Origin of the sequence: Duganella sacchari (assembly GCF_900143065.1) — a bacterium.
Taxonomy (GTDB): Bacteria; Pseudomonadota; Gammaproteobacteria; order Burkholderiales; family Burkholderiaceae_D; genus Rugamonas; species Rugamonas sacchari.
The window spans coordinates 24,146-35,845 of sequence record NZ_FRCX01000024.1; the positions used below are offsets into that span (position 1 = coordinate 24,146).

Below are 11,700 nucleotides of genomic sequence, written 5' to 3' on the forward strand. Positions count from 1 at the left end.
ATGAACCCAGATCACGACACTTCCCTCGTTACGCAGCTGGAGACGCAAATCAAGGCGTTGCGGCATGTACTCGCCTATCGCCATATCTACGTCATCAGCTTTTCCAGTAGCGGAGCGATTGTCACGCACAACTATCCGTCGCACCAGCAGGCGACCAGCCTGGATCATTTCGTGTTCCTGATCGGGCAGAATAATCTGGATGCGATCAAGGCATTGATCCGTACCTCGGTCACCGGTGCGGACGGCTGGAAGTTCTTCAATCGCGACCTGAAACTGCACCTGCTGCGCGTGGACCAGGACTTGTGGAGCATCCAGGTCGGCAATGTGGAAGAAGAGTCCACCGACGAGCACTACCCCAGCCCGGACTTCGCCAGGTTCTACAGCCTGACCGAAACCCTGACCGAGTTCCACGAATGGCAAACCAGCGGCGATGTGGACGGTGTGCTGGACCGCATCCGCAACCAGCACCTGCCGCAGATTCAAGCCGTGAAGTCGTCGCTGACCGATCCGATTTTGCTGATGTGCCTGGACCTGATCGAAGGCATGGTGCGCTCGGCCGTGACGGAAGATGTGGAGCTGGAAAACCACATCTACTCGCTGCTGACGCCGTCCGAAATCCAGGTGGCCAAGTTCATCAAGGTCGGCAAGTCGACCAAGGAAATCGCGCAAAGCCTGAGCGTGGCGTCGAAGACGGTCGAGAACCACCGCAACAGCCTGCGCGCCAAGTTGGGCATCACCAACAAGGGCATCAACCTGCGCAACTACCTTATCAGCCTGTCCAACTAAGCACGCTGCTGCGGCCCTTGCGGCCGGTGCTGCTGAAGGCCGCGACCCTCAACTCCCTTACCGGCGACGGCAATGCGAATGGCTGGGTGTACTGCGCCGCATGCGCGTCCGGCTCGCGGCCATCCAGCGTATAGCGCAAGGTCAGTCCCGGCAGCTCGCTGTTGATGCGGACCATACCGTCGTCGCTCAGCTGCACGCCGGGCGGCGGCAAGCGGTACAGCACGCCCAACCGGTCCAGCTGCGGCAGCGCATGGCGTGTCACCCGGTGCGCGAATTCCGCCCACGTGGCCGGACGCTCGCACCACGCACATTCCGCCACGGCCAGCAACCGCGGGAACAGCAGATAATCCATGCGCTCGACACTGCGCGCATTCTCGCCCCACAAGTGCGCCTGTATCCCCAGCAGATTGCGCCGCCCCGCTGCCGTCAGCCGCACCATGTTGCTGAGTGCTTCGGCGTTGACCGCCTGGCCCATCAAATCGTAGCGCGCATTGCGGTAGATATCTTCGGGACAGAACTCCAGCACGTGGCGCAGATCCGGGAAACCGCCCCAGTAATACCCTGGCTCTGCGGGATCCTTGGCGCAGGCCAGGTCCAGGTACAAACGGTCCGCATTACACAGCACGACGGGATAGCCGGCATTCGCCAGTTGATAGGCCAGATCTTCCCGGCCCTTGCCCCTGGCGCTGTGCCAGACGTAGCTGCGCATGGGCGCATCAAGGAAGCGCGGATTCGGTTGCGGCTTGCCGTCCTTGCCATCGATGGTTGCCATCTCCTCCCAACCCGCGAGTTGTAAATCCAGTCCATGTACCAGCGTGCGCAATTGTCCGAAGAAGTATTCCTGCACTTGCGCCGTGGTCTGCAGACCATGCTGCGCCATCAGCGCACGGCATAGCGGCGATGCCAGCCAGGCCCCACCCGGCACCTCGTCGCCGCCAGTGTGCACCGTGGTGAGCGGCACGCCCGCTTCGGCATACATCGACCGCAGTTCACCCAGCACGGTCGCGACAAAGCGCAAGCAGCCCGGCTGCGCAACGCACATCACGTTGTCGCGCCACAGCTGCACCGACTGGTACACCGAGCGGTCATCGGGATCGGACAGCAGATATTCCTCCGCCTCCGCTGGCTGCCCTTGCGCCATCAAGCGGCGGTAGCGCGCATCCATCGACTTGATCGCGGCGCGCGCGTGGCCCGGCACATCGATCTCCGGCAGCACCGTGATGTGACGCTGTCGCGCATGGCGCAGGATGTCGATGAAATCCGCACGGCTATAAAAGCCGCTGCCCGCTGACGTCGCCGCATCCGGCCCGGAGCCAAACGAAGCACACAGCGCCTGCTCCTGCGGCTGTGCATAGCCACGCTGACCGCCAACCTCGGTCAACTCGGGCAAGGCCGCTATCTCCACACGCCAGCCTTCATCGTCGCTGAGATGCAAATGCAGCGTATTGAGTTTGTAGCGCGCCATATCATCCAGCAGGCGCAACACCGATTGCTTGCCGACGAAATGCCGCGCCACATCCAGCATCAAGCCGCGATAGGCATAACGTGGCGCATCCAGCACTTCGCCCAGCGGTAGCGCCGCAGCTGGTGACAGCATCTGAAGCAGGCTTTGAATGCCATTCGCCACACCATGCGTCCCAGCCCCGCATATCACAACGCCATGTGCCGTGATCTCCAGGCGATACGCTTCGTGCGTCGCCGCGTGCAGACCCGGCTCGCCCATGCATAACGCAATGCCGTTGCTGCCAGCTTCCGTCACGCACTCCAGCGCCAGCGCGTGCTGTTCACGCAGCAGCGCTTGCAGCAAGCGCGCCTCCGATGCCAGTCCATCCTGATAGACGATCTGCATGCCCGCATCAAGCTCCAATACTCCTTCGCCTGGCTGCCACGACAGCGGCGCCGGCGTAAAAGGCTGTAGCGCCTCCGGACTCGCCACCTCCGCCTGCGCCGCATAACGCGAGGCCGGCGTACTGGCGGGCACCAGATCCTCTGCCCCCCGATGCAACTGGGCGGCGGTGACAAACGGCTCGATCAAGGGATCGCCCAATGACGACACCTCGCCATCGAGCACCAGATAGAACCCCAGCGGCGCATCTGTCATGCTGATCGCATACCCAGCCGACCAATACCCTATCTCCAGCACCTGCCCTTCCGGCAGGCCGGCAAAGGATGCTGCCGGCTCAAGGCAAAACAGGTCGCCGCCCGGATGGCGCAGACGGACCTGGCCGGCCAGCCGCGATGGATCAGGCGGCCGGCAGGTATTGAAGTACAGCGCCCAACCACCCGCAGGCAAATCCCGCAGCGCCCGCAGTTGCAGGCGCGCTGAAAAGCCGGCACCATCAGCGTCATTGCCCAGACAGGCCCAGGTCAGCTTCAGGTGCGGCATATCAGTAGCTCACACCGACGCGCAGGCCAACCGTACGCGGGTCATTCCACGAAGCGCGCACGAAACCACCGGCATTGTTCGCACCAAAGCCGCTGTAGAAGTTGGCCGCGTTCTTGGAACGCGTATCGGTCAGGTTCAAACCATACAGCTCCGCGTACCAGTTGTTCGGGCCAATCAGCTTGAGCGAACCATCGACCGTCGAATAGGCCTTCTGTGCATCCGACATATGCGGGTTGTCCAGATTGCGCAGCGTGAAATACATCTTGTCCTGCCACTTCACCGAAATCCAGGGCACCAGCACATAGTCATGCGGCAGGTTGATATTCTGCGAGAAGTTCACCGATGCCGTGTACTTCGGTGAGAACGTCAGGTGATTGCCCGTGATATCGTAGATCTGCTTGCCCACCAGCGTAGGATCGGTGCCCGAATACATTGGCGGACAAGGCACGGCGCCATACTCCGCGCGGAAGCCGCAGCCGTAGTTATCGCTGTAAGTCGGATAGTCGCGCATCTTCGAATTGATGTACGAGAAGCTGGCGCCCAGACGCGCACCATGCCACGGCTTGTAATCCATCTCCAGCTCCAGGCCAGGAATATCCACCACCCCCACGTTCTTGGTCATGCCCTTGATGATAACGTTACAGGTGGGGTTGGCGGCCGGGCATGGCGTATCGGTTTTCACCAGCGCTGAAAAGAACTGGCCGTATTCCTGCTTGTCCTTGTAGCGGCTGTAGAACAGGGTGGCCGACAGGTTCATGCGGTTTTCCAGGAAACGGCCTTTGTAGCCCAGCTCCAGATTGGTCACCGTCTCCGGTCCCCATGGGAAGAAGGTGATGTGCGGACCAGCCGGACCATCCACGCAGGTCTTGCCGCCGCACGCGTCATCCTGATCCGAGAAGCCGCCCGACTTATAGCCTGTGGACAGCGAAGTGTAGACCATGTCGGAAGGCGTCAACTGCTTCATCAAGCCCAGACGATAAGTGAAGTGCTTCCAGCTTTGCTGGTTCGTGTTGACCGCCGGGCCAGGATACAAGGCATACGCGCCCGTTCCCGCCAATGGCCCCATACCGTTGGTGAGCTGATTGCCATTGTGCGCCGCGAAACCTGGCGTGCCCGGAATCCCCGGATTGAACAAGCCGTTGTAGTACGCGGGTTTGGATGGGTCCCAGTCGCCGCCAAACACCTTGCCATTGTTATTGATCTTGGTATCCCAGCTCATGCGCCCGCCGAACGTGGCGATCCACGTCGGCGCGAACTTCCAGTCCGTCTGCGCGTACAGCGCCTTGGCGATCACCTGCACGTCCGGCTGGTTGTAGTACTGGCTGATCGGATAGCCATATGGCGCCATCGTCAGGAACTCCTGCGCGTAGTTGATCTGGTTCTTTTCCTTCATGTAGAAGGCGCCGTAGACCGTCTGCCACGCGTCATAGTTCTGCTTCAGCTGCAGCTCGTGCACACCCGAGACGTATTTGGAATCCAGCGTGCGCGAGTTGGTGTCGAGGACCGGCCAGGTGCCGCCATTGCCACCGGCAGGCACCGGCAGGCGCACATCGACCTGGCTTTCCAGCGGATGGTAGCCGGCATCATCGTCGGTCTGCTGCGTGCGTTTCTGAATCGCGTGCGCCAGGCTGTATTCGATGCGGTTGTTCTTGTCCAGATCCCAGATCAGATTGGAGCGGATGGTGTTGATCGACATATCGATCTTGCCCGGCAGGTTGATCTTCACATCCCACTGGCTCCCCGGACAGGCGAAGCGGGTACCCGCAGCCTGGTCGCAATCCTTGATGAAGAGATTACCCGCACCGGAGTTCTGATAGCGTTCATATGACAGCAGCCATTCCACATCGTTGACTGGCTTCCAGCGCGCCGACAAGCGTCCCGCCCATTCTTTCTTGTTGGTGTAGTAGTCGGAAGGATCAACCTTGCTGTTGAAACGCTGATCTACATCCGGGATGCCGTCGGCAATAAAGCCTTTGGACGGCATGTTCACATCCGTGAAATCCTGCGTCTGATTGATCCAGCCATCGCGCTTGATTTTCATGAAGGTGCCGCGTAGCGCAAAGGTATCGCTGACCGCGATATTCTGGATCACGTTAATCTGGCGCTTGCGGTAGCTGCCCACATCCAGCACCGTGCTGCCGTAGGTCGAACCGAATTCCGGCTTGGCTGGAATGATGTTGATACTACCGCCGGTGGAGTTACGTCCAAACAGCGTCCCCTGCGGGCCGCGCAATACCTCAACCTGATCGAGGTCGAACAGCAACGCCAGCGCACCCTGCGGCCGCGGCGAATACAACCCCGCCACATGCAAGCCCACCGACGGGTCGGTGGCCTCGGTAAAGTTCTTGGTGCTGATGCCACGAATGGCGATCTGCACGCCGGAGTCCACGGCAGTCGACAGCTGCAGATTGGGCACGGCGCCAGACAGGCCGCGCACATCGGTAATGCCGGCACGGGTCAGGCTTTCCTGCGTTACCGCCGACACAGCCAGCGGTGTTTTCAGCAGCGCGCTCGAATGGCGCGTGGCGCTGACGGTCACCTCCTGCAAGGTATCGCTTGGCGCCTTGATCTGGTCTGCTGCAGCGACGGGTGCCGCAGTGGCATCGCCCTCTTGCGCTTGCACGGCCGGTGCAGACATCGCACATGCACTGGCAACCGCCACACACATCATGGTTTTACTCGTCTTCAAGTACAACATTGGTGTTCCCCCTGTTTGTTATTGAACGTAACGCGCATTCCTATTCCCTGGCTCACACTCCCAGGGAAACCCGTGCCGCCGCCTGTGCGCTGCAGGGACGGCTTCCGTAAGTACAAATATGCGTAGCGCCCAGCGGTACCTGCACCGCCGGGTTACGCAAACTAATCACCATCAGCTGGGCGCCGAAAACTTCGGACAGCTTGACCAGCAAGGCTTGTGCTTCGTGCTGCGGAAAATCTTCGCCGGGCAGTGGGTAGTTCTCCAGCACTGCGACTGCCAGCATGTGGGGACGCGCGCGGATGCGGCGTACCCAGTCCAGCGCTGCCTCATAGGTCAGCGAGTGGGCATACAGCTGCTTATGCGCGCCGAACCAGGCGTCGGCCAGCACATTGAAAGCGGGCATGGACTGATTGGGTCCAATGCCGCGCGCATTCATCAGGCGCTGATAGGCTGCCTGTGGCGCGGTCTGGATCAGAAACACTTCGCGGGCGGCGTCCACCGGCAAATGGTGCGATGGATCGATCAGCACTTCCGTTGCCGCCAGCGCGGCACGCTGTGCCAACGCCTGATGTTCCCGCATGTTGCAGGGCTGGTAGTGCTGCACATCTGTCAGGCGCGCCAGCTTGAAGGCCACGACCCGCTGCACAATGCTGTCGAGTTCCTGTTCGCTCCAGCGGCCGTCGCGCACGGCATCCACCAGCGCGGCGATCATCGCCAGCTGGCGTTCCAGATAATCCGGTTGATGATCGTAGTGTTCTTCCGACAGCATCATCATGTCGATGCCGGACTGGAAGGCCAGTACCGCCGCATCCACCGGCGCATAGTTGCGGCGGATCGCGCCCATGTTCATGCTGTCGGAAATGACGATGCCCTCAAAGCCCAGCTGTTCGCGCAGCAGGCCACGCAGGATGGGTGCCGACAACGTGGCCGGATGCTGCGCATCGACCTGCGGATACCGGATATGCGATGTCATCATCAGATCCACACCCGCATCCACCGCTGCCTTGAATGGCAGCAGATCTTGCGCCAGCAATTCCGCCAGCGATTTGTCCACCACCGGCATGTCACGGTGACTGTCCGCGGCGGTCGATCCGTGGCCTGGGAAGTGTTTGGCACAGGCGGCCAACTGGCCTTGATGTACGCCTTCCACCGCTGCCGTCACATGACATGCCACCAGCGCAGGCTCGCTGCCAAACGCACGCACATCGATGATCGGCGATTCGGACTGAAAGTTCACATCGGCACATGGCCCCAGCACGCAGTTGAAGCCGGCCGAGCGCATTTCATCGGCAAACACACGGTACATGGCGGCGGTGAGGTTGACGTCATCGGCCCGGCCCAGCGCCAGATTGCCCGGTCCCGTGGTGGATTCGGGCATCAGCACACTCCACGCCCCCTCCTGGTCAACACCCAGCAGCATGGGCAGACGGCTGCCGGCCGCCAGGTTGAGGCGTTCCAGGTCTTCCGTCAGCTGACGCGCTTCGGCAAAGGTTGCGGCGTTGTCCTGGCTCAGATAGCAGCCGCCAAGGCGATAGCGTTCAATGAGCGGTTTGACTACGGCGGCGTCTTTGCCGGGAAAGGCAAGGATGAATAGCTGTCCGACTTTTTGTTCCAGAGTCCAGTCGCGGATATGCAAGGCCGCGCGGTCCCGGTAGGCTGAAAACATAGCGTGCTCCAAATTTCAGGCGTAAGGCTGCCCTGACCGCGCAGCGCGCGGCCTGAAAACAGCGAAGGTGAGAAAAGAAAAGCGGTATTGTGTCAGCGACGTGGTCGTCGCAATCTGCCGCTGGTCAGTGTGACGGCGCAAATGATAATTACGCCGCGCAGGATGAGCTGCTGGTCGATGTCCAGCCCCATCAGGATCAGGCCATTGTTGACCATCCCCATAATCAGTGCGCCCACCAATGCACCAACGACGCTGCCTTTGCCGCCGAACAGGTGGGTACCGCCGATGATGACGGCGGTCAGCACCATCATCAGATCATTTTCGCCCAATGTGTAGCGGGCACTGTGCAAACGGCCTGCGTACAGAATGCCGGCCAGGGATGCCAGCAAGGCATTCAGCAGCAGCACCCACATTTTCACGCGGCCGACATTGATGCCGGCATAGGTCGCCGCCAGCTTGTTGCCGCCGCTGGCCAATACCGCTTTGCCGAAAGCCGATTTGCGCAGCACCACATGGCCCAGCGCCACGATCGCCACCATCCACAGGAACAGCACAGGTACGGGGCCGATATCGCCAGAACCGAAGATGAAGGCGAATACGTCGTTATCGACCGGGATCGATTGCAGTCCGCTGATCCAGCGCGTGATGCCGGTGATGATGCCCGCGGTTCCCAGCGTCACCAGGAAAGAAGGAATCGCGATGCGGCTCACGAGTGCGCCGTTCACCAGTCCACATACGGCGCCAGCCGCCAACGCGCCCGCCACCGCCGGCACCACACCATATGGCAGCAACAGCGCCGCTGTTACTGCGGACAGCGCGACCACCGCACCGAAAGAGAGATCGATCTCCGCCGCCGACAGCACGAAGGTCATGCCGACGGCCATAATCGCGATCATCGCGCTCTGACGCGCAATGTTCATCAGGTTGTTCTCGCTGAGGAAGCCGCGTTCGTGCAGCGTTATCGCGAACAGCAGAAACAGGCCGATGAACACCACATAGATCAGCAACGGGCGCCAGTCGCGGCTGCGGCGCGGCGCCGCTGGCGTGGCGCCAATGTTCTCTGCCGGTGTGGCGTTGGTTTGCATCGAAATCTCCATACTCTTCCCCGATTTATTATTGGTATCGCGTGACGACCGGTGTTCCATGCAGCGCTCCCAGTAAAGCGTGCTGCCCTGCGGCGGCGGCAAGCGGCGGACCTATGCCGTTGCTGTCGACTACGTGACAGGTATCGCAGACAGCCGCCAGCATCGCCGCATCGGTGCTCGCCATCAGCACCGCGTTGCCCTGCTCCGCGTAGTGGCGCACGGTTTGCCACAGCATGGCCTGCGCTTGCACATCCATGCCGCTGCCTGGTTCGTCCAGCAGCAGGATGCGTCCTTCCGTGCTGAGCGCACGCGCCATCAACACTTTCTGCTGGTGGCCACCGGACAGCTCGCGCGCTTCGCGTGCCGGGTCGTCTGCCCTCCATCCCAGGCGATGCAGCAGGCCGCTGACTATCCGCTGTCCGCGCGCTTCGTCAATCAGCAAGCTGCTGCTGATGCGTTCAAACAGCGACAGCAGGATATTCTCGGAGACGCTCAAATCCATCACCAGGCCAGCGCGGCGACGGTCGCCCGGCACCAGATGCAGGCCATGCGTGATAGCTTCCGATGGATGGCTGATCTGCACCGCATGGCCACACAGGGACAGCGTGTAGTCGGTCAGTGGCTGCAGGCCGAAGATGGTTTCCAGCAGAGCGCTGGCGCTGTCGCCACTCAGGCCGACAATCTGGCCGGGAACGACCGTCAGTGCAGGATGCCGTTCGTCCTTCGCATGCAGTTGCAGCAGTGGCGCAGCTTCCTGCATCGGCATGTGTTTGCGCGGTACCCAGTCGGCTGGCAGTTGCGCGGCCAGCAGTGTCAGCACCGCTTGTGGACTGGTGGCGTCGACGGGCAGCATATGCTGTATGCGGCCGTCCCGCAGAATGCTGAGCGCATTGCACACTTCAAACACATCGCGCAAACGGTGCGTGATGTAGATGATCGCCAGCCCTTGCAGCGACAGGCGGCGTACCGTCTGGTAAAGCAGCTCCAGCTCCGCAGCCGACAGGTTGGCGCTGGGTTCATCGAGTATCAGCACGCGCACCTTGCCGCTGAGCGCTTTGGCGATTTCCAACAGCTGCTGTTGGGCGCGCGTCAGCTCACTGACGGCCTGCTGCGGATCGAGCACGATCTCAAAGCGCGCCAGCAGCGCAGCGGCAGCACGCATCATCGCGGCTTCATCGACAAACTTTGTCCAGCCATCGTTCCAGCGCGTCAGGAAGATGTTCTCGGCGACCGTCATTGCGGGGACCAGGCTCAGTTCCTGGTGCACCATGGCGATGCCTTCACGGCGTGCGGCGCGGGCGTCGGAGAAGTAGCACGGTACGCCATCGAGCAGCAGTTCGCCACTGTCCGGCGCCAGGATGCCGCTGAAGATGTTCATTAGCGTGGATTTGCCGGCGCCATTGGAACCCAGTACCGCGTGTACCTGGCCACGCTCGAGTTCAAAGTGCACGCCGCGCAGCACGGCGCTTGCGCCAAACTGCTTGTGCACATTCACCGCTTTGAGGACAGGCTTCATCGCAAGGCCTTTCTGGCAGCGGCTTGCACCACGGCTGCAGGCAAAGGACGTCCCAGCGCGCGCTGCCACTGGCTGGTGAGATTGGCGCTGTCCACACGCAGCGCATCCACCGTGACGAACGGCGGCGTATTCCGGCCCAGCAAAGCCAGGCCGCCCATGCGCGCCACCGTCATGCCCATATCGTAAGGCAGATCGCTGACGATGCCTGCCATGTTGCCGCCTTTGACCATATCCAGTGCATTGGCGGCGCCGAGGTCCATGGTCACCACTTTCAGCTCAGGCCGGCCAGCGGCGCGCGCTGCTGCGGTCACGCCTTCTGCAATGCTGTCCCACGGCGCGTAAATCGCCGAGACACGCGGGAACTGCGTCAGGATGGCCGAGGCGATCGCTTCGCCATCCTGCTGATTGGCGATGCCGCGCGTTGCGACCAGGCGTATGCCGGGATAGCGCGCCAATGCCTGCTTGACGGCGTTGTCGCGCTGGTTGGTCACGAAGTAATTGGCCGCATGGTAGATCAGCGCGACTTCACCTTTGCCCTGGATGCTGTTGGCCAGCACCTCGGCAGCGGTGCGGCCCATGGCAAGATAGTCGTCCGTGACGATGCCGGCATAATCGCGGCCAGGCACAAAGCCCTGCGGCACATTGCTGATGAAGACCAGCTTCACGCCAGCGGCCACCACCGGGCGGAACGCTACCGCGCCCGATACCGGATCAATCACCAGCGAGGCGATCAGGTCCGGCTTGAGCGCCATGACGGTTTCCAGGTCGGTACGCTGCTTTTTCGGGTCCATGTCAGCGTCGGTGACGGCGACAACGGTAATGCCCATCTCATCAAAAGCCTTGCGTGCGCCGGCCACCAGGGCGCTGGAGAAATCAGAACTGGTGTGCAGCACCAGCGCTGCACGGTAGCCTTTGCCTTTGAGCTGAGCAATATCAGCTGGCCTGAGTGTTATCTGGGTATAAGGAGTAGGTGTTTCGCCGTGGGGTCCACGCGATGCCGGTGCTGGCGCCTGAGCGTACGCGCTCAACATCGCCGTCAGCATACCGATCAGACACCATTTTGCCCACCGAGTACCCATTTTTCACCTTTAAATTTACTACTATCAAATATACTAGGTAATTGGATGGGTAGTATAGGTGTTTTATAGGCAGTGTCAACATAAAGGCGAAAAAAAACCCCAGACAGGACCGGCCTGGTGGGGTTTCTTTCGAATAACTAGCTTGACGATAACCTACTTTCACACTGGTTGCAGCACTATCATCGGCGCAGAGTCATTTCACGGTCCTGTTCGGGATGGGAAGGGGTGGGACTGACTTGCTATGGTCATCAAGCTTTGACTTGTATGCTCCGCAGCCACGTGGTGGGCTGCACAGCGAATCTGGGAGAAGTAAAGTTTTGGGGTAGCACTCACCATCTTAGTAAATGCGTATAACCGGCAAGGTTATAGGGACAAGCCGTACGGGCAATTAGTATCAGTTAGCTTAATGCATTACTGCACTTCCACACCTGACCTATCAACGTCCTGGTCTCGAACGACCCTTCAAAGAGCTCAAGGCTCTGGG

The 11,700-nt window shown here is 60.9% G+C and carries 7 protein-coding genes and 2 rRNA genes; 1 reads left to right on the forward strand and 8 read right to left on the reverse strand.

Annotated elements, in window-relative coordinates; genetic code table 11:
- Entirely contained in the window at positions 1–786 is a 786-nt protein-coding gene (locus tag BUA36_RS29195; protein WP_072790861.1) for a helix-turn-helix domain-containing protein, read from the forward strand.
- Here BUA36_RS29195 and BUA36_RS29200 read toward each other — a convergent pair.
- From BUA36_RS29200 to BUA36_RS29235, 8 genes are all read right to left on the reverse strand, one after another.
- Entirely contained in the window at positions 770–3,172 is a 2,403-nt protein-coding gene (locus BUA36_RS29200) for a family 20 glycosylhydrolase (RefSeq protein ID WP_072790863.1), read from the reverse strand. The two genes, BUA36_RS29195 and BUA36_RS29200, sit on opposite strands and share 17 nt — an antisense overlap.
- A 1-nt stretch (position 3,173) precedes the next feature.
- Positions 3,174–5,810, reverse strand: coding sequence for a TonB-dependent receptor (locus BUA36_RS29205; RefSeq protein WP_229255844.1), 2,637 nt, complete (start codon positions 5,808–5,810; stop codon positions 3,174–3,176).
- Positions 5,811–5,922: 112 nt separating this feature from the next.
- Positions 5,923–7,536 (reverse strand): glycoside hydrolase family 3 protein, encoded by a 1,614-nt coding sequence (locus BUA36_RS29210; protein WP_072790869.1) that lies wholly within the window; start codon positions 7,534–7,536, stop codon positions 5,923–5,925.
- 92 nt (positions 7,537–7,628) lie between these two features.
- A complete protein-coding gene (locus BUA36_RS29215) occupies positions 7,629–8,621 on the reverse strand; it encodes an ABC transporter permease (protein ID WP_072790872.1) in 993 nt (330 codons plus the stop codon).
- A gap of 28 nt (positions 8,622–8,649) precedes the next feature.
- Positions 8,650–10,137: a sugar ABC transporter ATP-binding protein gene (locus BUA36_RS29220; RefSeq protein WP_072790875.1), complete on the reverse strand. Its 1,488-nt coding sequence runs from the start codon at positions 10,135–10,137 to the stop codon at positions 8,650–8,652.
- Complete coding sequence (locus tag BUA36_RS29225; RefSeq protein ID WP_072790878.1) at positions 10,134–11,216, reverse strand: substrate-binding domain-containing protein; 1,083 nt, start codon at positions 11,214–11,216, stop codon at positions 10,134–10,136. Before BUA36_RS29225 ends, BUA36_RS29220 begins: the two co-directional genes overlap by 4 nt.
- Positions 11,217–11,356: 140 nt before the next feature.
- Positions 11,357–11,469 (reverse strand): 5S ribosomal RNA (gene rrf, locus BUA36_RS29230).
- A gap of 114 nt (positions 11,470–11,583) precedes the next feature.
- A 23S ribosomal RNA gene (locus BUA36_RS29235) occupies positions 11,584–11,700 on the reverse strand; the annotation flags it as partial.

Bases quoted from the DNA above. Each gene is read 5' to 3' on its own strand.
- BUA36_RS29220 (WP_072790875.1), bottom strand. From the start codon at position 10,137: ATGAAGCCTGTCCTCAAAGCGGTGAATGTGCACAAGCAGTTTGGCGCA.
- BUA36_RS29200 (WP_072790863.1), bottom strand. From the start codon at position 3,172: ATGCCGCACCTGAAGCTGACCTGGGCCTGTCTGGGCAATGACGCTGAT.
- BUA36_RS29195 (WP_072790861.1), top strand. From the start codon at position 1: ATGAACCCAGATCACGACACTTCCCTCGTTACGCAGCTGGAGACGCAA.
- BUA36_RS29205 (WP_229255844.1), bottom strand. From the start codon at position 5,810: ATGTCTGCACCGGCCGTGCAAGCGCAAGAGGGCGATGCCACTGCGGCA.
- BUA36_RS29210 (WP_072790869.1), bottom strand. From the start codon at position 7,536: ATGTTTTCAGCCTACCGGGACCGCGCGGCCTTGCATATCCGCGACTGG.
- BUA36_RS29225 (WP_072790878.1), bottom strand. From the start codon at position 11,216: ATGGGTACTCGGTGGGCAAAATGGTGTCTGATCGGTATGCTGACGGCG.
- BUA36_RS29215 (WP_072790872.1), bottom strand. From the start codon at position 8,621: ATGCAAACCAACGCCACACCGGCAGAGAACATTGGCGCCACGCCAGCG.